This window comes from Klebsiella sp. Q2, assembly GCF_009900705.1.
Lineage (GTDB): Bacteria > Pseudomonadota > Gammaproteobacteria > Enterobacterales > Enterobacteriaceae > Klebsiella > Klebsiella quasipneumoniae.
In genome coordinates this window covers 226295-250004 of sequence record NZ_JAAABE010000005.1, presented here as the reverse complement: position 1 = coordinate 250004, position 23710 = coordinate 226295, and the positions used below count along the sequence as shown (strand labels likewise).

24 protein-coding genes and 1 riboswitch are annotated in these 23710 nt (G+C 60.0%); of the genes, 12 read left to right on the top strand and 12 right to left on the bottom strand.

The window, feature by feature from the left end:
* Window positions 1-63: 63 nt before the first annotated feature.
* Window positions 64-309: a sulfurtransferase TusA gene (gene tusA, locus GT756_RS20050; protein WP_002920858.1), complete on the bottom strand. Its 246-nt coding sequence runs from the start codon at window positions 307-309 to the stop codon at window positions 64-66.
* Window positions 310-515: 206 nt separating this feature from the next.
* On the opposite strand from tusA, the gene GT756_RS20045 reads away from it, so the two are divergent.
* A complete protein-coding gene (locus tag GT756_RS20045; protein ID WP_004202088.1) occupies window positions 516-1181 on the top strand; it encodes a 7-cyano-7-deazaguanine/7-aminomethyl-7-deazaguanine transporter in 666 nt (221 codons plus the stop codon).
* 73 nt (window positions 1182-1254) lie between these two features.
* On the top strand, window positions 1255-1812 hold the full coding sequence (locus GT756_RS20040; RefSeq protein WP_017899984.1) for a DcrB family lipoprotein: 558 nt from the start codon (window positions 1255-1257) through the stop codon (window positions 1810-1812).
* Here the strand turns inward: GT756_RS20040 and GT756_RS20035 are convergent, their stop codons facing one another.
* A complete protein-coding gene (locus GT756_RS20035) occupies window positions 1813-3033 on the bottom strand; it encodes an MFS transporter (RefSeq protein WP_160125025.1) in 1221 nt (406 codons plus the stop codon). It lies immediately after the preceding gene.
* A gap of 133 nt (window positions 3034-3166) precedes the next feature.
* Between GT756_RS20035 and GT756_RS20030 the strand changes: the two genes are divergently transcribed.
* Complete coding sequence (locus GT756_RS20030; protein ID WP_004202085.1) at window positions 3167-4216, top strand: AI-2E family transporter; 1050 nt, start codon at window positions 3167-3169, stop codon at window positions 4214-4216.
* Here the strand turns inward: GT756_RS20030 and arnF are convergent.
* The 8 genes from arnF to GT756_RS19990 all read right to left on the bottom strand — a co-directional run bounded on the left by arnF (window position 4213) and on the right by GT756_RS19990 (window position 12491).
* A complete protein-coding gene (gene arnF, locus GT756_RS20025) occupies window positions 4213-4593 on the bottom strand; it encodes a 4-amino-4-deoxy-L-arabinose-phosphoundecaprenol flippase subunit ArnF (RefSeq protein WP_023319275.1) in 381 nt (126 codons plus the stop codon). The two genes, GT756_RS20030 and arnF, sit on opposite strands and share 4 nt — an antisense overlap.
* A complete protein-coding gene (gene arnE / locus GT756_RS20020) occupies window positions 4593-4931 on the bottom strand; it encodes a 4-amino-4-deoxy-L-arabinose-phosphoundecaprenol flippase subunit ArnE (protein ID WP_004202083.1) in 339 nt (112 codons plus the stop codon). Before arnE ends, arnF begins: the two co-directional genes overlap by 1 nt.
* Window positions 4928-6583, bottom strand: a complete 1656-nt coding sequence (arnT, locus tag GT756_RS20015; RefSeq protein ID WP_032456697.1) for a lipid IV(A) 4-amino-4-deoxy-L-arabinosyltransferase — start codon at window positions 6581-6583, stop codon at window positions 4928-4930. The genes arnE and arnT overlap by 4 nt, the downstream gene beginning before the upstream one ends.
* The gene (arnD, locus tag GT756_RS20010; RefSeq protein ID WP_004202080.1) at window positions 6583-7485 is read right to left on the bottom strand and encodes a 4-deoxy-4-formamido-L-arabinose-phosphoundecaprenol deformylase; all 903 of its coding nucleotides are present in this window, start codon (window positions 7483-7485) and stop codon (window positions 6583-6585) included. The genes arnT and arnD overlap by 1 nt, the downstream gene beginning before the upstream one ends.
* Complete coding sequence (gene arnA, locus GT756_RS20005; RefSeq protein WP_017899987.1) at window positions 7482-9467, bottom strand: bifunctional UDP-4-amino-4-deoxy-L-arabinose formyltransferase/UDP-glucuronic acid oxidase ArnA; 1986 nt, start codon at window positions 9465-9467, stop codon at window positions 7482-7484. The genes arnD and arnA overlap by 4 nt, the downstream gene beginning before the upstream one ends.
* Window positions 9464-10447 carry an undecaprenyl-phosphate 4-deoxy-4-formamido-L-arabinose transferase gene (gene arnC / locus GT756_RS20000; RefSeq protein WP_004202077.1) on the bottom strand — a complete coding sequence of 328 codons (984 nt, stop codon included), beginning with the start codon at window positions 10445-10447 and terminating at the stop codon, window positions 9464-9466. The genes arnA and arnC overlap by 4 nt, the downstream gene beginning before the upstream one ends.
* A 1-nt stretch (window position 10448) precedes the next feature.
* Window positions 10449-11588, bottom strand: a complete 1140-nt coding sequence (gene arnB, locus GT756_RS19995; protein WP_160125024.1) for a UDP-4-amino-4-deoxy-L-arabinose aminotransferase — start codon at window positions 11586-11588, stop codon at window positions 10449-10451.
* A gap of 396 nt (window positions 11589-11984) precedes the next feature.
* A complete protein-coding gene (locus GT756_RS19990; RefSeq protein WP_012540376.1) occupies window positions 11985-12491 on the bottom strand; it encodes a phenolic acid decarboxylase in 507 nt (168 codons plus the stop codon).
* A gap of 97 nt (window positions 12492-12588) precedes the next feature.
* Here GT756_RS19990 and GT756_RS19985 point away from each other — a divergent pair, with 97 nt between their 5' ends.
* The 8 genes from GT756_RS19985 (at window position 12589) to GT756_RS19950 (ending at window position 20217) form a co-directional block, all read left to right on the top strand.
* Window positions 12589-13449, top strand: a complete 861-nt coding sequence (locus GT756_RS19985; RefSeq protein ID WP_017899988.1) for a LysR family transcriptional regulator — start codon at window positions 12589-12591, stop codon at window positions 13447-13449.
* 137 nt (window positions 13450-13586) lie between these two features.
* On the top strand, window positions 13587-15155 hold the full coding sequence (gene nikA / locus GT756_RS19980) for a nickel ABC transporter substrate-binding protein (RefSeq protein ID WP_032456700.1): 1569 nt from the start codon (window positions 13587-13589) through the stop codon (window positions 15153-15155).
* The gene (nikB, locus tag GT756_RS19975; protein ID WP_065802733.1) at window positions 15155-16099 is read left to right on the top strand and encodes a nickel ABC transporter permease subunit NikB; all 945 of its coding nucleotides are present in this window, start codon (window positions 15155-15157) and stop codon (window positions 16097-16099) included. The genes nikA and nikB overlap by 1 nt, the downstream gene beginning before the upstream one ends.
* Window positions 16096-16929: a nickel ABC transporter permease subunit NikC gene (gene nikC, locus GT756_RS19970; RefSeq protein WP_004202068.1), complete on the top strand. Its 834-nt coding sequence runs from the start codon at window positions 16096-16098 to the stop codon at window positions 16927-16929. The genes nikB and nikC overlap by 4 nt, the downstream gene beginning before the upstream one ends.
* Entirely contained in the window at window positions 16929-17693 is a 765-nt protein-coding gene (gene nikD, locus GT756_RS19965; protein WP_023319281.1) for a nickel import ATP-binding protein NikD, read from the top strand. The genes nikC and nikD overlap by 1 nt, the downstream gene beginning before the upstream one ends.
* Window positions 17690-18481 carry a nickel import ATP-binding protein NikE gene (gene nikE / locus GT756_RS19960; protein WP_064183540.1) on the top strand — a complete coding sequence of 264 codons (792 nt, stop codon included), beginning with the start codon at window positions 17690-17692 and terminating at the stop codon, window positions 18479-18481. Before nikD ends, nikE begins: the two co-directional genes overlap by 4 nt.
* The gene (nikR, locus tag GT756_RS19955; protein ID WP_004202063.1) at window positions 18469-18867 is read left to right on the top strand and encodes a nickel-responsive transcriptional regulator NikR; all 399 of its coding nucleotides are present in this window, start codon (window positions 18469-18471) and stop codon (window positions 18865-18867) included. Before nikE ends, nikR begins: the two co-directional genes overlap by 13 nt.
* A gap of 98 nt (window positions 18868-18965) precedes the next feature.
* Window positions 18966-19147, top strand: a riboswitch (M-box (ykoK) riboswitch).
* 56 nt (window positions 19148-19203) lie between these two features.
* Window positions 19204-20217: a magnesium transporter gene (locus tag GT756_RS19950; RefSeq protein ID WP_065697479.1), complete on the top strand. Its 1014-nt coding sequence runs from the start codon at window positions 19204-19206 to the stop codon at window positions 20215-20217.
* Between the two features lie 39 nt (window positions 20218-20256).
* Here the strand turns inward: GT756_RS19950 and GT756_RS19945 are convergent, their stop codons facing one another.
* Entirely contained in the window at window positions 20257-21450 is a 1194-nt protein-coding gene (locus GT756_RS19945; RefSeq protein WP_004204939.1) for an NAD(P)/FAD-dependent oxidoreductase, read from the bottom strand.
* 229 nt (window positions 21451-21679) lie between these two features.
* Between GT756_RS19945 and pitA the strand changes: the two genes are divergently transcribed.
* Window positions 21680-23176 carry an inorganic phosphate transporter PitA gene (gene pitA / locus GT756_RS19940; protein WP_004204940.1) on the top strand — a complete coding sequence of 499 codons (1497 nt, stop codon included), beginning with the start codon at window positions 21680-21682 and terminating at the stop codon, window positions 23174-23176.
* Window positions 23177-23234: 58 nt separating this feature from the next.
* On the opposite strand, the gene uspB is transcribed toward pitA, so the two are convergent.
* On the bottom strand, window positions 23235-23570 hold the full coding sequence (gene uspB / locus GT756_RS19935) for a universal stress protein UspB (RefSeq protein WP_002921203.1): 336 nt from the start codon (window positions 23568-23570) through the stop codon (window positions 23235-23237).
* Window positions 23571-23710 lie beyond the last annotated feature (140 nt).

The window sequence follows — 23710 nt, the reverse complement described above, 5'->3', positions numbered from 1 at the left end:
GCTACGGTTCCGGACCGTCGGGTAGCCCGGATAAGGCGCTGCGCGCCGCCATCCGGGAGAGGCTCAGTGGCTTTTGCGGATCAGGTAGCGGTACGGCAGGGCTTCGGTTTCCTGGGCCACCAGCTCATGCTCCATAAAGCGGCAGAATCCCGGGATATCGCGGGTGGTGGCCGGATCGTCAGCAATAATCAGCAGCGTCTCGCCCACCGGCATCGTCCGCACGGTTTTACGCACCATCATGACCGGCTCCGGGCAGCGGAGTCCCAGGGCATCCAGAGTGTGGTCAGGAGTGGAGAAAAGTTCGCTCATTTTAGTCTCACGTCAACAAAACGGCCCTAGTTTACCCCCTGCTCGCCAGTACGCAAGCCAGGTTAACGTTTGCGCGAAAAACAACCATTGCATTACGCCGGCAACGCAGTATCATGCAGCCGTTTTTAATTGGGTTCCCTCACCCCAACGTTCCGCTGCCGATTGCTCATTTACCTGAAGCATGACGGGCATAAAAAGGTCACAATATGAATCCGTTTACTACCGTACAGCGCAAAAAAGCGCTCGTCTGGCTTTCGCTATTTCATCTGCTGGTGATTACCTCCAGCAACTATCTGGTTCAGCTGCCGATCTCCATCTTTGGTTTCCATACCACCTGGGGCGCGTTCAGTTTTCCGTTTATCTTCCTCGCCACCGATCTGACGGTGCGAATTTTTGGCGCACCGCTGGCGCGACGCATTATTTTTGCGGTGATGGTCCCGGCGCTGGTCATCTCCTACGCCATCTCCGCCCTGTTTTACATGGGCGAGTGGCAGGGCTTCGCCGCGCTGGGCACCTTTAATCTCTTCGTCGCGCGCATCGCCATCGCCAGCTTTATGGCCTATGCGCTGGGGCAGATCCTTGACGTCCACGTCTTCAACCGCCTGCGGCAGAGTCGTCACTGGTGGCTGGCCCCCACCGCCTCGACGCTGTTCGGCAACATCAGCGATACCGTAGCGTTCTTCTTCATCGCCTTCTGGCGCAGCCCGGATCCGTTTATGGCCGCTCACTGGGGGGAAATCGCCCTCGTCGACTACAGCTTTAAAGTGCTTATCAGCATCATTTTCTTCCTGCCGATGTACGGCGTGCTGTTAAATATGCTGTTGAAAAGGCTGGCGGATAAATCTGATTTGTCGGCATTGCAGCCGAGTTAAAGGTACTCGCGGACTGATGTGTTAAGATAGCCGGATGAGCCATTAGTGGCCGTTTATCGAAAGGAAGATGTCAATGCGCAATTTGGTTAAATATGTCGGTATTGGCCTGCTGGTGATGGGGCTTGCCGCCTGCGATAACAGCGATTCAAAAGCGCCAACCGTTGGGGCAGCAGCGGAGAGCAATGCCAGCGGCCAGGCAATCAGCCTGCTGGATGGCAAGCTGAGCTTCACCCTGCCTGCGGGCATGGCCGACCAGAGCGGCAAACTGGGTACTCAGGCGAACAACATGCACGTCTATTCTGACGCCACCGGCCAGAAAGCAGTCATCGTCATCGTCGGCGACAGCACCAATGAAGACCTGGCGGTGCTGGCGAAACGCCTGGAAGATCAGCAGCGTAGCCGCGACCCGCAGCTGCAGGTGGTGAGCAATAAGTCGCTGGAGATCAAAGGTCACACCCTGCAGCAACTGGACAGCATCATCTCCGCCAAGGGGCAGACCGCGTGGTCTTCCGTACTGCTCGGCAAAGTGGATGACAAACTGCTGACCCTGCAGGTCACCCTGCCGGCGGACAACCAGCAGCAGGCGCAGACCGAAGCGGAAAGCATCATCAGCACCCTCACCATCCAGTAATTACTGGCCTGGTGCGACGGCCTCCGGTTCGCCACCCGGGGGCCGTTTTTTTAGCCGCCAGCCCAGCAGCAGCGCCGCCATCACCAGACCTGCCGCCGCCAGATATATCACCGGGATCCCGGTCCACGCCATCAGCAAGCCGGCCAGCGGCCCGGTGACGCCTAACGACAAATCCATAAACACGGTATAGGTGGCCAGCGCCGACCCCTGGTTATGCTGCGGCACCGCTTTCACCGCCACCACGCCCAGCGCCGGAAAGACCAGTGAGAACCCGGCCCCGGTAAGAAAGGTGCCGATTTTCGCCAGCAGCGGCGTATCGGCAAAGCCGACCAGCAGCAGGCCGATGATCTCCACGCTAAAGCAGAGCATCGCCACGTTCAGCCCGCCGAGGCGGTTAATGGCATTGGGAAACAGCAGCCGCGCGCCAACGAACGCGCAGCTGAACAGCGTCAGGGCGAAGGCCGCCCCGTCCCAGCCTTTGGCCTCATAAAACAGCGTGATAAAGGTGGCGATAACCCCGAAACCGGCGGAGCCCAGGGCCAGCGCCATGCCGTAGGGCCACACCCGCCCGAGCACCGCGCGAAACGACATCGCTTTGCCTTTCGCCGCCTTCACCGCTGCGCGGGGCAGCGCGCAGAGGATAGCCGCCAGCGCAACCGCCATAATGACCCCGGCCAGGCCGCTGAGGCCAATGTACGAATAGCACAGCACGCCGAGCGGGGCGCCCATCGCCATCGCCCCGTAGGTCACAATGCCGTTCCACGAGATCACCCGCCCGATATGCAGCGACCCAACAACGCCGACGCCCCACAGCGTCGAGCCGGTGCCGGCAAAGCTCTGGCCGATGCCGAGAATGACCCGCCCGAGGCATAGCAGCAGCAGGCTAACCAGCGGCCAGCCGCTGCTCCAGGCGGCAAGCAGGTAGCTCAGGCCGCTTAAAAAGCAGCCGCAGAGGCCGAAGACAACGATCTTTTTGGGCCCCAGCAGGTCAGCATAGCGCCCGGCGTGCGGGCGGCTGAGCAGCGTGGCGAAATATTGCAGACTAATCACCAGGCCGGCCCAGAAAGCGCTAAAGCCCATTACATCATGCACATAGCCGGGAAGCACCGCCAGCGGCAAGCCGATGGTGAGATAGCTGGCAAAGTTAAAAATGACGACGGAGACAATCCGCAGATTGAGGCGCAGTCCAGTGAGCGCCGGTTCGGCGACGGGTTCGGGCATCAGGTTCCACCAGATTTCGACAACCAGCTTTCACTATTACCACGCTGGCGGCGGAAAAGCAGCTCGCCTTTCGGAATATTGGCAGTCGGCGAACCGCTACACTTATCAGGCGCGACTCACAAAAGGAATACCTATGTCCCCTCCGCAGGCTGATAAAGCCGGGCTCCATATTTTACTTAAGCTGGCGGCGCTGGTGATTATCCTCGCCGGGATCCACGCCGCCGCCGATATTCTGGTGCAGCTCCTGCTGGCGCTGTTTTTCGCTATCGTCCTCAACCCGCTGGTCACCTGGTTCATTCGCCGCGGGGTGCGGCGCCCGTTCGCCATTACCCTGGTGGTGACGGCAATGCTGGTGATGCTCACCGCGCTGCTTGGCGTGCTGGCGGCGTCGCTCAATGACTTTGTCGCCATGCTGCCCGATTTCAACCGCGCCCTGACGCGTAAGATCGTCCAGCTCCAGGAGTATCTCCCCTTTCTCAACCTGCATATCAATCCGGAGCGCATGCTGCGGCGTATGGATTCAGAACGGCTGATGACCTGGGCCACAACGCTGATGACCCAGCTTTCCGGGGCGATGGCCAGCATTGTGCTGCTGGTGATGACGGTGATCTTTATGCTTTTTGAGGTTCGCCACCTGCCCTACAAACTGCGTTTTGCCCTCAATAACCCTCGCCTGCATATCGCCGGGCTGCACCGGGCGCTGAAAGGCGTTACCCACTATCTGGCGCTGAAAACGCTAATCAGCCTGTGGACCGGGCTGATTGTCTGGCTGGGGCTGCTGGCGATGGGGGTGCAGTTCGCGCTGATGTGGGGGGTGCTGGCGTTCCTGCTGAACTATGTGCCGAATATCGGATCCGCCATCTCCGCTATCCCACCCATGCTGCAGGCGCTGCTGTTCAGCGGCATCTATGAGTGCCTGCTGGTCGGGGCGCTGTTTCTGGTGGTGCATATGGTGCTGGGCAACATGGTGGAGCCGCGCATGATGGGCCACCGGCTGGGGATGTCGACCCTGGTGGTGTTCCTGTCGCTGCTGGTCTGGGGCTGGCTGCTGGGGCCGGTGGGAATGCTGCTCTCGGTGCCGTTAACCAGCGTCTGTAAAATCTGGATGGAGACCACCGTCGGGGGCAGCAAGCTGGCGATCCTGCTCGGCCCGGGGCGTCCCAAAAGCCGGCTCCCCGGCTAGCGGCGTTTCACCGGCCAGAAGATGGTCAATACGCCGGCGACGATAATCGCCACGCCCAGCAGCGATTGCCAGTAGAACGGCTCATGCCAGCCGGGCAGCCAGATGGCGGCAGCCCACACCAGGATATAGCTCAGGCTCAACAGCGCATACGCTTTTGATAACGGTAGACGGTGGAGGGCAAAGTACCAGCAGACCATTGACAACAGGTAGCCCAGCAGGCCGAAAAACAGGCCGAAGGTACCAGGCTCGAAATGCAGCAGATGCTGGAGAAAGGCCAGAATATCGGTCAGCGGCGGCAAGGCCACCATGGCGCTGCGCAGCAGCAGCTGCGCGGCGCTGACAAGGCCGACGCTGAATAATGCCCAGAGAAAGCCCATCAAACGCTGGTCCCCAGAATGACAATGCCCACGACGATCAACCCGACGCCAAACCAGTGGCGGCGAGCGACCGGCTCATGCCAGATGCCCCAGCCCGCGAGGGTGACCCAGACGAAGTTCAGGCTCAGCATCGGATAGGCGATGCTCACCGGAATAGACTGCAGGACGCTCAGCCACAGCAGCATGCCGCAGCCGAGGCATAGCAGCGCCATCCCCAGCCAGAAGAGTATATGGCGACTCCGCCGTCCGCGACGGGACGGGCGGGTCGCCTGTTTCTGGCACAGCTGTCCGGCGCAGCTCAGCAGGCTGGCGAAAACCAGACAGATCCAGACGCTCATTGCGGCAGGTACTGAAGGAAGACCACCCGACCCAGCTCATAGGCGTTATCGGGTTTCGGTAACGGTAAGTCGACCATACTCTCTCCTTTATCCATCAACAGCACCAGCGAGACCGGCCCCTGCTGACGGTGCGTGGCCAACCAGTCGGCAAACCCGGCCTGGCTGACAAAGCTTCCCTGAGCGTCCGGCCAGTCGAGACCGTACTTCAGCTCACCCTGTTTGTCGAACATAATAATATCGCTTCGCTTCAGCTCCCAGGCCAGGCCGCCGGCGATCCCGACGTTGTTCGTCAGGACGTAACGGCTGGGCTGCAGGGATTCGCTGACGATATCCACGAGGAACTGCGGCTGTTTGCTGTCGATAACCCGGTCCGGAATGGCGAAGCCCACCAGCAGCGCCAGGCCAAGCGGGCAAAGCGCCGCCAGGCTCCAACGGCGGCCAGCGTCTTTCATCGCCAGCCAGCCCATCAGCGCCCAGACGGCGAAGGCGATGGCCGCCAGCAGACATTTATACAGCTCAATCTTGGTCCACACCGGCTTGTGCATCACGCCCCAGGGCGAAACTACCAGCACGGCGATCAGCCCCAGCAGGCCAAAGCCCAGGTTGATCATCCCATTGATGCGCAGCGCTTTCGCGCCGGTCTTCGCCGCCTCCAGCGCGTAGCGCGCCATCAGGATCGACAGCGGCGCAAAGCACGGCAGGATATAGGTCGGCAGTTTGCCTTTTGCAATACTGAAGAACAGGAGCGGCATCGCCACCCAACCGAGCAGATACAGCGCGCCGCGGGCCTCATCGCGCTCACGCCAGCCGCGCTTCAGCGCCCCTGGCAGCAGGGCCAGCCACGGCAAGCTGCCGGCAATCAGGAACGGGATGTAGTACCAGAACGGCGCTTTGTGCTGGGCGTCTTTTTCGGCGAAACGCTGAATATGCTCGACCCAGAAGAAGTAGCGCCAGAAGTCCGGCTCGCGCTGGGCGATAGCCAGCCCCCAGGGCAGCACCACCAGCGTACAGACGACCACCGCCAGCCAACCGTAGGTCAGCACTTCACGCCAGCGTTTACGGGCGATCACCCATGGCAGAACGCCCACCACCGGCACCGCCAGCGCAAGGAAACCTTTGGTCATCACCCCCATACCGCAGGCGACGCCCAACAGCACGTAACCCAGTATTTTGCCGCCGCGGCTCTGCGCCTGCGTCGCGCCCCAGAAGCTGCACATCGCCAGCGCCAGCCACAGGGTGATCATCGGGTCCAGCACCGCATAGGTACCAATCGCATACACCAGCATCGCGGTGAGAAAAATCACTGGCGACAGGACGGCTACCCGCTTATCGCGAAAGATGCGCCACGCCAGCCAGGCCACCAGCACGGCGGTCATGGTGATGGCGAAGACCGACCCGAAGCGTACGCCGAAGTTATTATGGCCAAACAGCCACTGGCCGACACTGTTGATCCAGTAACCGGCAATCGGCTTTTCGAAGTAGCGCAGCCCGAGAAAATGCGGCACCACCCAGTCGCCGGTGGCCAGCATTTCACGGCTGATCTCCGCATAGCGTGTTTCATCGGGTTGCCAGAGCAAACGGAAATTGAGCGGCAGCAGGTAATACAGCGCAAACAGCGCAATCAGAGAGACGCCATAGCGAATGCTTTTCATCAAACACCCGAAGTCAGTAATTGTTCACGTCCGAGCCAGCCTTCCCGGCCAGCCAGTTCACCCCGAACCACTTTGCCGGACGGCAGCTCGCTAAAGTCAGCGGGCAGCAGCTGGCTCAGTGGGCAAAACTGAATTTCTTCTTCCGCCGCCATGGTCAGCAGTTCATCGAACTGATCGGCATAGGCAATACCTTCCACTTCGGCGTGAATGGTATAGACCGGCACGCCAGGGTCGCGATGGATGCAGTCGAGGAGATAGCGGTTAAAGCCGGCGATATCCACCGCCGTGCCCACCGCCTCGTCCCAGGTCGGCAACGTGACCGGGATCTGCACCGTACCAGAGACGCCGCTGCCGAGCTGGGGCAGAAACGGCCGCGTGCCGCGACAGTCGCTGTTGTAGAGAAAATCGAAGGATTCTTTGGCTTTCACCACCCGCTGATCGGCGCGCCAGCCGGCAACGGCCGAACAGGTGACCGGGCGGCCGATGATGCGCTCGAGCTCCAGCAGGCCACGCTCGACCTCCAGCGTCAGCCGTTCCTGCGGCCAGACGCCGCTCCACGCCTGCCAGCTGTAGTGGTCCCAGGCGTGCAGGCCCACTTCATGAGACTCGGCGGTCGCACGGATCACCGCCTCGTTCCCCGCGCCGATGCGGCGTCCCGGCCACGCGGTGCCGGCCAGCAGAATATCCCAGCCGTACAGCGAAGCCGCTCTGGAACGCAGCATCTTCCACAGAAACTTCGGTTTTACCAGGCGCCACAGGTGACGCCCCATATTGTCCGGCCCGACGCTGAAGAAGAAGCTTGCCTGAATCCCGTGCTGGCCCAGCAGGTCCAGCAGCCGCGGAACACCGTCCCGCGTCCCGCGAAAAGTATCGACATCTATGCGTAAGCCGACCTGTTTCATGGATTTTTATCGTCCACCAGTTCAACCGTGCGCAGGAAGAAGTCCAGGGTATGCTCAACGGTCTCTTCCATCTCCACCTTCGGCTCCCAGTTCAGGCAGCGTTTGGCGTTGCGGATGCTCGGTTTGCGATGCTCAACGTCCTGATAGCCCTTGCCGTAGTAGTCGCTGCTTTCCACTTCGCGGAAGCCGGCAAACGGCGGGAAGCGATCGCGCAGCGGATGGCGTTCGAAGCAGGCCAGCAGCATCTCCGCCAGCTCTTTGATGCTCGCTTCGTTATCCGGGTTACCGATGTTGATGATCTGCCCATCGCAGCGGCCGTCTTTGTTCTCGATGATGCGGAACAGCGCTTCGATACCGTCGCTGATGTCAGTAAAGCAGCGCTTCTGCTTACCGCCTTCGATGAGCTTGATCGGCGAGCCTTCCACCAGGTTGAGGATCAGCTGGGTGATGGCGCGGGAGCTGCCGATACGCGCGGCGTTGAGGTTATCCAGACGCGGCCCCATCCAGTTGAACGGACGGAACAGGGTGAACTTCAGGCCATTCTTATCGCCGTAGGCCCAGATCACGCGGTCCAGCAGCTGCTTGGAGACCGAGTAGATCCAGCGCTGTTTGTTGATCGGCCCGACCACCAGGTTGGAAGTATCTTCGTCGAAGTTTTTGTCGGTGCACATGCCGTACACTTCAGAGGTCGACGGGAAGATGATGCGCTTATTGTATTTCACGCAATCGCGGATGATCTTCAGGTTCTCTTCGAAATCCAGCTCGAACACGCGCAGCGGGTTGCGGGTGTACTCGATAGGGGTGGCGATAGCTACCAGCGGCAGCACCACGTCGCATTTCTTAATGTGATATTCGATCCACTCGGAGTGAATGCTGATATCGCCTTCCACGAAGTGAAAACGCGGGCAGTCGAGGAAACGGCTGATGGCGTCGGAGCCGATATCCAGGCCGTAAATCTCATAGTTGTCGTCCTGCAGCAGGCGTTCGGTCAGATGGTTACCGATAAAGCCATTGACGCCGAGGATCAGCACCCGGGTACGACGCTTAACCGCCACCACCGGTTTGCTGCTGATCACCGCCCCGGACACCAGGCCCAGCGCCTGCGCCAGCTGGGCGCCCTGCATGTACACGCCGCGTTCGGTCTGGCCGGTGACAATCTCCAGCGCCCCTTCCTGGCACGCCACGATCAGCGGTGCAACGGAGATAACGGTGCCCGGTTTGGCTGCAGGTAGATCACTGCGTACACGGGATTTCCAGACAATAAATTTGTTCGCGCCAGCGTAGCCGAAGGCCCCCGGCCACGGATCGGAGACCGCGCGCACCAGATTGTGCAGCGTCTGCGCCGGCTGCTCCCAGTCGAGGCGGCCATCTTCCGGGGTGCGACGCCCCACATAGGTCGCCTGGCTGTGATCCTGCGGACGTTCATCGGTGGTTCCGGCGAGGATCGCCGGCAACGCCTGGCTCAGCAGCTCAGTGGCGGCAGCGCACAGCTTGCGGTGCAGCGTCAGGGCGGCGTCATCCGGGCCAATCGCCACGGTTTGCTGAGCGACGATATCGCCGGCATCCGCGCGGTTCACCATCCGGTGCAGCGTCACGCCGGTTTCGCTTTCGCCATTGACCAGTACCCAGTTCAGCGGCGCGCGGCCGCGATATTTCGGCAGCAGCGAACCGTGTAGGTTAAACGCCCCTTTCGGCGCAAGACTGAGGATCTCATCGCCCAGCAGGTTGCGGTAGTAGAAGGAGAACAGCACGTCCGGCTTCATCTCGCGGATACGCTCAATCCACAGCGGATGGTTCACGTCTTCCGGCGCCCACACCGGAATGCCCTGCTCGGCGGCAAGGCGCGCCACGGAGCCAAAGAAATGGTTTTCGCCAGGGTTATCCGGGTGGGTGAAAATAGCAGCGATATCATATCCAGCGTCCAGCAGAGCCTGGATACCGGTGCAGCCCATATCGTGATAAGCGAAGACTACGGCTTTCATGAACGATCTTCCTCTTTAGATGCCGTTTCCGGCTGGCGAACAACACGTTGAATAAAGTAGCGGGGACGCGCGCGCACGTCGTTATAGATGCGTCCGATATACTCCCCGAGCAGGCCCATCCCGATAAACTGAGCGCCGATGAACATAAACAGCACGGCGAAGAGCATAAATACCCCTTCCGCCGCCCACTGCGGGCCAAAGGCCAGACGCAGCACCACCAGCATCAGGCCAAAGGCGAAGCCCAGCAGGGCTATCACGCTGCCGAAAATGCTGAGCAGACGCAGCGGCGTGGTGGTCAGACAGGTCACCAGGTCGTACATCAGGTTGATCAGGCGCATAAAGCTGTATTTGGAGTCGCCGAATTCGCGCTCGGCGTGCATCACCGGGATCTCCACCGCGCGCCGGGCGAAGGTATTCGCCAGGATCGGGATAAAGGTGCTGCGCTCATGGCAGTTGAGCATGGCGTCGATGATATGGCGGCGGTAAGCGCGCAGCATGCAGCCGTAGTCGCCCATCGCTTTGCCGGTGGTGCGCTGGATCAGGCGGTTGATCATCTTCGACGCGGTTTTGCGGAAGATGCTGTCCTGACGGTTCTGGCGAACGGTGCCCACCACGTCGTAGCCTTCATCCGCCTTCTCTACCAACCGCGGGATCTCTTCCGGCGGGTTTTGCAGGTCGGCGTCAAGCGTAATGATTAAATCGCCGGTTACATGGCTGAAACCGGCCATGATCGCCGAGTGCTGCCCGTAGTTACGGTTTAACAGCACGGCGACGACGTGACTGCCTTCCGCCTCGGCAGCTTCGGTGAGCATGCGCGCGGAATCGTCGCTGCTGCCATCGTCGATCAGCAGAATTTCATATTGCCGCCCCAGCGTGGCGCAGGCGGTATCCGTACGACGAAGCAGCTCCGGCAGGCTATCCTGTTCGTTATAAACCGGAATAACCACCGAGACCTTCTTCACGGGAGGGTAAGTAAGCATATCAACGTCCTGACAGCTGGCGCAGTGCGGAAATGACGCGAGTGACATCGTCATCGGTCATGTCCGGGAACAACGGGAGAGAACAGATGCGGGCGCTGTTCCATTCGGTATTCGGCAGGGAAACCTCCGGGAAGCGCTCGCGGTAATATTTTTGCGTATGGGCCGCACGGAAGTGCAGACCGGTGCCGATACCCATCGCCTTTAGCTTTTCCATCAGCGCGTCGCGGCTGATGCCGCAGGCAGCCTCATCGACGCGGATGATAAACAGATGCCAGGCGTGCTGGTGATCCCAGGCCGGGACGGTCAGGGGCGTAAACGGCGTGTCCGCCAGTTCGCGCAGATAGCGCTGGGCAATTTCCGCCCGCCGCTGGTTGGCGTGAGGCAGTTTTTCCAGCTGGACCAGCGCCAGCGCGGCGTTGATGTCGGCAAGATTGTATTTAAAGCCCGGAGCGATCACCTCCGCCTGCGGCGCGCGGCCATGGGTCTGGCGGTCATAGGCGTCCACGCCGAGGCCATGGAATTTCAGGCTGCGGATACGGGAGGCCAGCTCGTCGTCGTCGGTGACAATCAGGCCGCCTTCAGCGCAGGTCATGTTTTTGATCGCGTGGAACGAGAAAATCGCGGTCCCCTGCCAGCCCACGTGGCGGCCTTTATAATGGGTACCGGCCGCATGGGCGGCGTCTTCGATCACCGGAATGCCATGGCGCTCGCCCACCGCGCGAATGGCGTCGATATCGGCTGGCGCCCCCGCGTAGTGCACAGGAATAATTGCTTTGGTACGCGAGGTGATCGCCGCTGCCACCGCGTCAGGGGTAATCATCAGATTGTCGTTATCGACATCGATCATCACCGGCGTGGCGCCCAGCAGGCAGATCATATTGAGAGTGGAGATCCAGGTCTGGGACGGCGTAATGACTTCATCGCCGGGGCCAATACCCAGCGCCATCAGGGTCACATGCATCCCGCCGGTCGCTGAACTGACGGCAATCGCATGACGGTTGCCGGTCAACTGGCAAAATGCCGCTTCAAGTGCCTGATTCTTCGGTCCGGTGGTGATCCAGCCCGACGTTAAAACTTCACGCAGGGCTGCCAGCTCTGCGTCGCCCATCGACGGGCGCGAAAAAGGCAAAAAATCGCTCATCATCATCCTGTTCTGTAGATGACCCACGCACAAACCTGGGTCGTTAGAATAAAATATCCTGCGCCTGCGGACTTAAACGAAATTAAAATGAAGTGAGTTCAGCGCGGCATTCCATTTCAGGGTATTTCGACCACTATTAATGTAGTTGACCTTGCTTAGGATAATATTAAGAAATTAATCTTTTCTCAGCATAGCCAAATAAATCATTAATAAACAGAATGATAGGTTTTATTTATGGCAGAATTTTGACAAAAAAGCGTTCCTGTCTGGAAAAGCAAACAGGAACGCTATCGCGGAAAGTAAACGGGGGTTAAACCAGATAACAATTAATGACGCTGTCTTTGTCACGCTTGATGACAAAAAGTTAGCGCAGATCACAAAGTTATTTCTGCTTAATTACAAATTTGCAGGAAAATCAGCTGGCAATTCACTTGCCGGGCAATTAATAACCTCGTCATTATCCGCGCCACAGTCGCGAATGAAGGTGATAGTAGCAAACTCGTCAATCACTTCCGTCGGGTAGGCCGGGCCGGCATCGCGGTACGAATTCATCAGAGGAATGTGATCGTTCTGGAAGCAGACGGTTTTTTCCGGGTTATTCATGATCCAGCGCGGGAAGAAAATGGTGCCGTGGAACAGTTTATCGCCCAGGTTGACGATCAGGCTGACGTCGGTACCGGTCGGTTCGGTCCATGAGATTTTGTAGATACTTTCCCCCACCCGCACGATGTACGCTTCCTGATCTTTCACCCAGCGATTGCCGACGATGCCGCTGTGAATACGGTAGTCGAGGGTGTGGCCGTTTTTGACGTAAATTTCGTAGTTCCAGCCGTTGTCGTAGGTGTAGACCAGATGTTTACCGATAAAGCCGCTGAGGTCATGTTTGTCGAAAGTGCTCATCATTTATTCTCCTCTGTGTTGTTGAGGACAGCATACGTCTTTAAAAATTGAATGAATAACGCTATGTTTGGATTAAATACATCCAAATTTTAGATTGATTATGCACAAGACAACCCTGGAGCAGTGGGCGTTACTCGAAAAGGTAGTGGAATTGGGGAGCTTTGCCAGAGCGGCGGAGGAGACCAATCGCAGCCAGTCTTCGGTGAGTTATAACCTCGCGCTGCTGCAGGAGCGTTTAGGGGTAGCGCTGCTGGCGCCGTCCGGGCGGCGGGCGGTGCTGACCCCGGCCGGCGAACTGCTGCTGAATCAGGTCAAACCGCTGCTACAGGCCTTCGCCTACGTTGAGACGCATGCCGCCACTCTGCGCAACGGGGCGCGCACCCGTCTGGATCTGGTGGTCGACAGCATTTTCCCGCGCCAGCGGTTGTTCGCCATTTTGCGCCAGTTTCAGCAGCGCTATCCGCAGACGCAGGTCAGACTCACCGAAGTGCTGGAAAATATGGATGACGAGGGCGCGGCGCGAACGGAAGCCGATGTCATGGTTCTGACCCGCCGCCAGGATATTACCGGCCGCGGAGAGTGGCTGATGAATATTGATTTTATCGCCGTCGCCCACCGCGACCATCCTCTCGCCGCGCTCGACGGTCCGCTGGAGGATAGCGCGCTGGCACCATGGCCGCTGGTGCGCATTGCCGACCAGACCGGCGATGGCCAGGCGACGCGTGACGCCTGGACTTTCTCCACCATTGACGCCGCCATTGATGCGGTGATGTATCAGGTCGGCTTCGGCTGGCTGCCGGAAGAGCGCATTCGTTCCCATCTCGATCAGGGCGTGCTGAAGCGGCTGCCCCTCAGCCATGGCGCGCGCCGCGCGACGCCGCTGCATCTGATCGTCAAGCGGGATCTGGCGCCGATCGACGAACAGGTGGCCACGCTGCTGGGGTTGTTCCGGGCGCCCTGAGGGGTAAAGCGGCGCCTGCCCCTGCGCATAATCATACGGATTACTTATACTTTTCGGCGCAATATTGATCCAGGTTACTCCGAAAGTATGATGAATCACTAAAATCGTCATACTTTCCTGTCGTTGAGATTGCCGTCTTGTCTATTTTCCGCCTCACTCTGCTGGCGCTGATCGCCTGCGTCCCTCTGCTGGCTCAGGCCGCGCAGCACTCGCTCACCACCGCCTGGCCGGTGAACGTCGGCCCGCTGAATCCGCATCTTTATACCCCCAACCAGATGTTTGCCCAAAGCATGGTCTATGAGCCGCTGGTGAAGTATCAGGCTGACGGCAGCGTGCAGCCCTGGCTGGCGACCCGCTGGCGTCACTCCGACGATGGTAAAACCTGGTGGTTCACCCTGCGCGAGGATGTGACCTTCTCCAACGGCGAACCCTTTAACGCCCAGGCCGCAGCGGCGAATTTCCAGGCGGTGCTCGCCAACCGTCAACGCCACGCCTGGCTTGAGCTCGCCAATCAGATAACCGACGTGCGGGCGCTCAGCGCCAGCGAGCTGCAGATCACCCTGAAAAGCGCCTACGCCCCCTTGCTACAAGAGCTGGCCCTGCCCCGCCCGTTCCGCTTTATCGCCCCCTCGCAGTTTATCGATGGCGGCACCGCCAACGGCATCAAAGCCCCGATCGGCACCGGGCCGTGGCGACTGGCGAGCTCGCAGCTCAATCAGCGCGACGTGCTGGTACGCAACGAACAGTACTGGGGTAATAAACCCGCGCTGCAGCAAATCACCATCAAAGTGATCCCTGACGCCACCAGCCGCGCGGTGGCGTTCGAAACCGGGGAAATTGACATGCTCTACGGCGACGAAGGGCTGCTACCGCTGGATACCTTCGAACGCTTTCGTCATCACCCCGGCTACGTGGCTCGACTCTCCGCCCCGACGGAGACGGTGATGCTGGCGCTGAACGCCAGCCAGGGCCCGACCCGCGAGCAGGCGGTTCGCGAGGCGCTCAACTACGCCGTCGACAAGCAGACCCTCGTCGATAGCGTGCTCTACGGCACCCAGCAGGTTGCCGACACCCTGTTTGCGCCCTCGGTCCCCTACGCCCCGCAGGATCTGACGCCGCGCCGTTACGATCCGGCAAAAGCCCGCGCCCTGCTGGCGCAGGCCGGCTGGCAGCAGCCGGAAGGCCAGCCCTGGCGACAAAAAGCCGGGCAAGCGCTGGCGATTGAGCTGGCGTTTATCGGCACCGACGCGCTGGCTAAATCGATGGCCGAAATTATTCAGGCCAATCTGCGGGAGGTCGGCGTCCGCGTCACCCTGGTGGGCGAGGAGGAGAGCAGCATCTATGCGCGCCAGCGCGAAGGCCGGTTCGGCATGATCTTCAATCGCACCTGGGGCGCCCCCTACGATCCGCATGCCTTTTTAAGCTCGATGCGCGTGCCCTCGCATGCCGATTATCAGGCCCAGCGCGGCCTGCCCGACAAAGCGCTGATTGATAAAGAGATTAGCGAGGTGCTGACCACCAGCGACGAGGCGCAGCGGAAACGGCTGTACCACGATGTGCTGACCCGTCTGCATCAGGACGCGGTGTACCTACCCATCAGCTATGTCTCGCTGATGTCAGTTGCGCGCCAGGAGGTCGGCGAGATCCCGTTCGCGCCGGTGACCACCGAGATCCCGTTCGACCAGATTAAACCGGTAACGCCATAATGCTACGCTATATTTTACGCCGCCTGCTGCTGCTGATCCCGCTGTTGCTCGCCGCCTCCGCCATCATCTTTCTGCTGCTGCGGCTCGGCACCGGCGACCCGGCGCTGGATTATCTGCGCCTGTCGAATCTGCCGCCCACGGAAGAGATGGTCGCCTCGACCCGCGAACTGCTGGGTCTCAACCAGCCGCTGGCGATGCAGTATCTGCACTGGCTGTGGCGGGCGCTGCACCTGGACTTCGGCCTCTCTTATGCCACCCGGCGGCCGGTGCTGGACGACCTGCTGCACTTCATGCCGGCCACCCTGCTGCTTACCGGCGCGGCGCTGGCGCTGATCCTCGTCACCTCGCTGCCGCTGGGGATCTGGGCGGCGCGCCATCGCGATCGCCTGCCGGATTTTGCTGTACGGCTGATTGCCTTCCTCGGCGTGTCGATGCCGAACTTCTGGCTAGCCTTTCTGCTGGTGATGCTCTTTTCCGTGCATCTGCAGTGGCTCCCGGCGATGGGATACGGCGACTGGCAGCACCTGATATTGCCCGCCGTCTCCATCGCCTTTATGTCGCTGGCGATTAACGCCCGGCTGCTGCGCGCCAGCATGCTGGAGGTCTCCGGCCAGCGTCACGTGGTATGGGCGCGGCTGCGCGGGTTGAGCACGCGCCAGGTGGAGCGGCGGCATATCCTGCGCAACGCCACCCTGCCGGTGGTGACCGCCATGGGCATGCACATTGGCGAGCTGATCGGCGGCACGATGATTATCGAAAATATCTTTGCCTGGCCGGGGGTTGGCCGCTACGCGGTTTCCGCGATCTTCAATCGCGATTATCCAGTGATTCAGTGCTTTACCCTGATGATGGTCACGGTGTTCGTACTGGCTAACCTGGCGGTGGATGTGCTTAACGCGGCGCTCGACCCGCGCCTGCGCCGCCATGAGGAGGTGAGCGTATGAGATGGCTGCGAAACTTCCGCTGGCCGGTGAAACTGGCCCTGCTGGTTATCGCGCTGCTGGCGGTCATCGCCCTCGGCAGTGGCTGGTGGCTGCCCTGGGATCCGGCGGCGATTAACCTGCAGCAGCGGCTGCTGCCGCCAGGGGGGGCGCACTGGCTGGGAACCGATCATCTTGGACGGGATATTTTCTCGCGCCTGCTGGCCGCCACCCGCGTCTCGCTGGGGGCGGTAATGGCCTGCCTGCTGCTGGTGCTGCTGATCGGTTTGGCGGTTGGCGGCAGCGCCGGGCTGCTGGGCGGCCGCGCCGACCGCGGCCTGATGCGCCTCGCCGAACTGTTTATGACCTTTCCGACCTCGATCCTGTCGTTCTTTATGGTGGGGGTGTTGGGTACCGGGCTGACCAACGTGATCCTCGCCATTGCGCTGTCGCACTGGGCCTGGTACGCCAGAATGGTGCGTAATCTGGTGGTCTCCCTGCGCCAGCGCGAATTTATCCTCGCCGCCCGCCTGAGCGGCGCCAGCCAGTGGCGGCTGTTCAGCGACCATCTGGCAGGGGCGGTGATCCCCTCGCTGCTGGTGCTCGCCTCGCTGGATATCGGTCATATGATGCTTCACGTGGCCGGCATGTCGTTCCTTGGCCTCGGCGTCAGCGCGCCGACGGCGGAATGGGGGGTGATGATTAACGACGCCCGGCAGTATATCTGGACCCAGCCGCTGCAGATGGTCTGGCCGGGGCTGGCGCTGTTCATCAGCGTGATGGCCTTTAACCTGCTGGGCGACGCGCTGCGCGATCGCCTCGATCCTCACCTGATCGCGGAGCATAGCCACTGATGCCGCAGAAGATCCAACTGCAACAGATCGCCCTTACCGCCGACCGCCCGCTGGTCAGCGACGTCTCGCTTACCCTGCGCCGCGGCCAGGTACTGGCGCTGCTCGGCAGCAGCGGCAGCGGGAAATCGCTCACCTGCGCCGCCGCGCTGGGCCTGCTGCCGCCCGGCGTCAACCAGACCGCCGGCCGGGTGTTGCTTGACGGCATGCCGGTGCACGGCGAACAGCTGCGCGGCGCGACTATCGCCACTATCATGCAGAACCCACGCAGCGCCTTTAATCCGCTGCATACCATGGCCGCCCACGCCCGGGAAACCTGCCGGGCGGCGGGCCGCGAAGCAAGTGACGCCGCCCTGCTGGCGGCAATGGAAGAGGTGGGTCTGGATAATCCGCGGGCGCTGCTGAAACGCTACCCCTTTGAGATGAGCGGCGGCATGCTGCAACGGATGATGGTCGCCCTCGCCCTGCTCAGCCGCGCGCCCTTTATCATCGCCGACGAACCGACCACCGACCTCGATGCCATCGCCCAGGCGCGGATCCTCAATCTGCTGGCGGATATCGTCGCCAGCCGCGGTCTGGGGCTGCTGCTGGTGACCCATGACATGGGCGTTGTGGCGCGGCTGGCGGATTACGTAGCGGTCATGGAGAACGGTCGCCTCGTTGAACAGTGCGATGTAAATACGCTGTTCAGCGCCCCACAGCACCCGCTGAGCCAACGCCTGTTGGCGGCGCATCTGGCGCTGTACGGACTGGAGAAAACAGCATGAATTTACTCAGCGTCACCGGGGTGAGCCACAATTACCCGCACCACGGCAGGGTCCTGCACGAGATCCAACTCGCCATCGCCCCCGGCGAAACGGTGGCCCTGCTCGGGCGCAGCGGCTGCGGCAAGAGCACCCTGGCGCGGATGCTGGTGGGCCTGGAAACGCCGCAGCACGGCGATATTGTCTGGCGCGGCACACCGCTGACCGCCCTGAAGGGCGAGGCCGTCGGCGCCTTCCGCCGCGATATTCAGCTGGTGTTTCAGGACGCCTTCAGCGCGGTGAATCCGCGCAAAACGGTGCGCGAGATCGTCAGCGAGCCGCTGCGCCATCTGTTGCGCTTGTCGCGCGAGGAACGTGCGCGTCAGGTGGAAGAGATGCTGCAGGCGGTCGACCTTTCCACGACGCTGCTCGATAAACGCCCGGCGCAGCTCAGCGGCGGACAGCTGCAGCGCGTCTGCCTGGCTCGCGCCCTCGCGGTACGGCCGCAGCTGTTGATTCTGGATGAAGCGGTCTCGAATCTCGATCTGCTGCTGCAGGCGGAGATTATCGCCCTGCTGAAGCGTCTGCAGGCCCAGTTTGGCACCGCCTGCCTGTTCATCACTCACGACCTGCGGCTGGTGGAGCGCTTTTGCCAGCGGGTGCTGGTGATGGAGCACGGACGCATCGTCGAAACCGCGGCGGTCAGTCTACCACTGCGCCTGCGCTCCCCTGCCGGACAGGCGCTCCAGCAGGCGGTGCTGCCACCTTTTCCTGCCACTCTGCTTAACGAGGCCATGCCATGCAGCGCGTAACCCTGACTCTTGATGATGACCTGCTGGCCGCTCTCGATGCGCTCAGCGCCCGCCGCGGCTACCACAATCGTTCGGAGGCGGTACGCGATATTCTGCGAGACGCCCTCAACCAGGATCCCGCACCGTCGGAGCCGCGGCGCGGTTATGCCGTCCTGTCATATGTGTACGAGCATGAAAAACGCGAACTGGCGAGCCGGCTGGTGGCCACCCAGCATCATCATCACGATCTCTCCGTCGCCACGCTGCATGTGCATATCAGTCATGACGACTGCCTGGAGATTGCGGTGCTGAAGGGAGACATGGTCGAGATACAGCATTTTGCCGACGACGTGATTGCCCAGCGCGGCGTGCGCCATGGGCATTTGCAGTGTTTAGCGGATGATTAACGATTTGAAAATTCTTGGGTGGTTTATCAACAGTTGATAAACCACATAAATTATACGCTTTGTGAATTATCCCGCTTCGCCAATAATGGCGCTTCATTTAACGATCTCGTTATGGCGAGGCTCCTGCATAAATACAAGTTACCGCCCTGTTGGTATCGAGAGAGACCACTAAGGGAAATACAGGCTTCCATCGAATCAAGGTGTTGCCAAGGTAACTTCTGGCGGTCATGACCGTTCAGATACGTTATGCAGTGCTAAAACCAGGACGTAGGGATCTGCCTGCGCTAACCCTGTCTTGTTCGCCCCTATGAGTGATTTTTTATAGGGATTTTAATCATGTCTTCCATTCAACTCTGCGCCGCCCATCAGGCGACCTCTGGCTTCAACGGCGATGCCATCGCCCAGTACATGCGTACCGACTTTATTACGCTACAGGAACATCTCAGCGTCCATGAGGCGCGGGAGCACTTTATCTCGCAGCTCACCAGCGATGATATTCCCGGCCAGGTGTTTGTTGTCGCCGGTAAAAAGCTGCGCGGCAGCCTGTCGGTCAAAAAGCTACTGCAGGAAGGGGATGCCGGGCAGTCTATCCGCTACCTGATGGACAGCTGCCTGTTCCGCGTCAAACCTGACGATGAACGCCCGCAGGTCATTGCCGAGCTCAACGAGCGCGGCCTCGAGCTGGTTCCCGTCGTCGATAAAGGCGAGCTGGTCGGCTGCCTGATGGAAAAGGAGATCGCCCATCTGCTGGAGGATGACGTCACCGAGGACGCTCAGCTGCAGGGGGCGACGCTGCCGCTGGAAAAACCGTACCTCGAGATCAGCCCCTGGACGCTGTGGAAGAAACGCTCGGTGTGGCTGCTGCTGCTGTTCGTGGCCGAAGCCTATACCAGCAGCGTGCTGCAGCATTTCGAAGAGGCGCTGGAGTCGGCCATTGCGCTGGCCTTCTTTATTCCGTTACTCATCGGCACCGGCGGCAACAGCGGAACGCAGATCACCTCGACGCTGGTGCGCTCGATGGCGCTGGGAGAAGTACGGCTGCGCGATATGGGGCGGGTGATCCGCAAAGAGGTGTCGACCTCGTTTCTGATTGCCTTAACGCTGGGGCTGGCGGGCTGCCTGCGCGCCTGGATGATGGGCATCGGTATGGAAATCACGCTGATCGTCAGCCTGACGCTGGTATGCATTACCCTGTGGAGCGCAGTTGTCTCGTCGGTCATTCCGATGGTGCTTAAACGGATCGGCATCGACCCGGCGGTGGTTTCCGCGCCGTTTATCGCCACGCTGATCGATGGCACCGGACTGATTATCTATTTCAAAATCGCTCAGTATTTTCTTGGGTTGAACTGATCATATACGTCCGGGCGCCAGGGCGCCCGGACGCTTAGATTACCCTTCCACCAGCGCCTGCGCGCAGGCCCAGGCGCTTGACCACGCCCACTGGAAGTTATAGCCGCCGAGCCAGCCGGTGACGTCCATCACTTCGCCGATAAAGTAGAGGCCCGGCGCCTTACGCGCCTCCATGGTACGCGACGAGAGCTCATTGGTGTCCACGCCGCCGAGGGTCACTTCCGCCGTCCGGTAGCCTTCGGTACCGTTCGGCTGCACGCGCCAGGCGGTCAGCGTCTCCACCAGCGCTTGCTGATCGCGAACGTTCAGCTGCTTCAGCGTGACATCAGGAATTTGCCCCAGCTGCTGCAGACACTCCACCAGCCGCTTCGGCAACTGCATCGCGAGGGTGTTTTTCAGGCTCTGGTTGGGATGCGCGCCGCGCTGCTCGTTAAGGAATTCCTCAAGATTGCAGTCCGGCAGCAGATTCACGGTGACGAACTCACCGGGCTGCCAGTAGCTGGAAATTTGCAGCACCGCCGGTCCGGAAAGGCCGCGATGGGTGAACAGCAGATTTTCGCGGAACAGGGTGCCGTTCTCGGCGGTGATGGTCGACGGCACCGAGACGCCGGAGAGAACCTGGAGCTGCTCAAGCAGCGGCTTGTGCAGGGTAAACGGCACCAGACCCGCACGGGTCGGCAGCACCTTCAGGCCGAACTGTTCGGCGATTTTATAGCCAAACGGCGAGGCGCCGAGGCCCGGCATCGACAAGCCGCCGGAGGCGATCACCAGCTTTTTGGTCGCCAGCGTTTCGCCGTTTACCTGAAGCCGATAGCCTTGCTCGTCGCGCTCCACGCTGAGAATTTCGCTGCGCAGGCGGATCTGCACGCCGCCCTTTTCGCATTCCGCCAGCAACAGAGTGACGATCTGTTCCGCCGAATCATCGCAAAACAGCTGACCGAGGGTTTTCTCATGCCAGGCGATGCCATATTTGCCGACCAGCTCGATAAAGTCCCACTGGGTGTAGCGCGCCAGGGCTGATTTGCAAAAATGCGGGTTTTGGCTCAAATAGGCCGCCGGCTCGACATACATATTGGTAAAGTTGCAGCGGCCGCCGCCGGACATCAGAATTTTTCGCCCCGGCTTTTTGCCGTTGTCGAGCAGCAGGACGCGACAGCCGAGCTGCCCCGCCTGCGCTGCGCAAAACATTCCCGCCGCTCCGGCGCCAACGACAATGGCATCAAACCTTTCCACACCGCATTCCTCGTTCCCCAATTGTCGGGTTTTGTAAATATTTCACTCTGGTCACACCAGCGGGAAAAATCCCGCATTAGATACATCATTGAAAGATATAGGATTACTCCCAACAGGGTAAAACCTAAACAGGAAGAAAATCAAAAAAAGTCTATATTTCACTTTGCCCGCGCAGCTAAAGTCACTGATAATGCGCCGCGTTCATGTCCTCAAAATGGCGTAACGTCCTATGCTACATTTATTTGCCGGTCTGGATTTACATACCGGACTATTATTATTGCTTGCTTTAGCTTTTGTACTGTTTTACGAAGCGATTAACGGTTTCCATGATACCGCAAACGCGGTGGCTACGGTTATCTACACTCGCGCTATGCGCTCACAGCTCGCTGTGGCGATGGCGGCGCTCTTCAACTTCTTCGGCGTTCTGCTGGGCGGTCTCAGCGTAGCCTATGCCATCGTGCATATGCTGCCGACCGATCTGCTGCTTAACATGGGTTCCGCGCATGGCCTCGCCATGGTGTTCTCTATGCTGCTGGCGGCGATCATCTGGAACCTCGGGACCTGGTACTTCGGTCTTCCGGCATCCAGTTCTCATACCCTGATTGGCGCCATCATCGGTATTGGTTTAACCAATGCGCTGATGACAGGCACCTCCGTGGTTGATGCGTTGAATATCCCGAAAGTCATCGGCATTTTTGGTTCGCTTATCATCTCGCCTATCGTTGGTCTGGTGATTGCGGGCGGCCTGATTTTCCTGCTGCGCCGCTACTGGAGCGGCACCAAAAAACGGGCGCGTATCCACCTGACTCCGGCGGAGCGTGAAAAGAAAGACGGCAAGAAAAAGCCGCCGTTCTGGACCCGTATCGCCCTGATCCTGTCCGCTATCGGCGTGTCGTTCTCTCACGGCGCTAACGATGGACAGAAAGGCATTGGTCTGGTGATGCTGGTCCTGATCGGCGTCGCCCCGGCGGGCTTCGTGGTGAATATGAACGCCTCCGGTTACGAAATCACCCGTACCCGCGATGCGGTCAACAATGTGGAAACTTTCTTCCAGCAGCGCCCTGACCTGCTGAAGAAAGCCACCGGCGTTGACCAGCTGGTTCCCTCTCCGGACACCAATACCGCGGCCAACGGCGAGTTTCATTGCCATCCGGCGAACACCATCAACGCCCTTGACCGCGTGAAGACCATGCTGACCGGCGTTGAGAACTACGAGTCGCTAAAACCGGAACAGCGCGGCCAGCTGCGTCGCATCATGCTCTGCATCTCAGACACTACCGACAAAGTGGCGAAACTGCCGGACGTGAGCGCTGACGACCAGCGTCTGCTGAAGAAACTGAAAACCGATATGCTGAGCACCATCGAGTACGCGCCAATCTGGATTATCATGGCGGTCGCGCTGGCGCTGGGTATTGGTACCATGATCGGCTGGCGCCGCGTGGCGACCACCATCGGTGAGAAGATCGGTAAGAAGGGCATGACCTACGCCCAGGGGATGTCGGCGCAGATGACCGCAGCGGTCTCAATCGGTCTGGCGAGCTACACCGGAATGCCAGTTTCCACCACCCACGTGCTCTCCTCCTCGGTAGCGGGGACGATGCTGGTGGATGGCGGTGGTCTGCAGAAAAAGACGGTAACCAGCATTCTGATGGCCTGGGTACTGACCCTGCCGGCAGCGATTATCCTTTCAGGCGTCCTTTACTGGCTCTCCCTGAAGCTGATTTAAGCGTTATTCGTTCAAAACGGGCCAGCTTGCTGGCCCGTTTTTTATTCTGAAAATATCGTTAGTGCCAGATCATCAGCGCAATCAGGCTCACCACCACCAGGCCGCACAGGGCGCTGGTCAGAATAAACTGGCGACGAACACGTTCGCAGCGACGAATAAATTCATCGTCATGATGGTCACGGTAGCGCTGGGCATAGATATACCAGACCAGCCGCATCTGTTTGCTGGGCTGCCCGTGCGAGGTAAAAAAGCCGCCGCCATCGACGTACTGATAGAGCAAGGGATCGCAACCACGTAGCACAACCAATAATGCACGCAACGATGAGAAGTAGCGTGCCATATTCACCACACAAACGACACACAGGGCCCAAAACAGCGCAATAGTGCTGATCATACCTCCTCCCCGGCGACCCGCCCACGGAGAAATCCTCCGCGGCTACCGCTCCCCAAATAACCGACGACAATACCGTAAAGAGTGCGATTCCGATCACATTTATTTTTCCGACCGGCTCATTAAATAGTGTAGGAGATCCA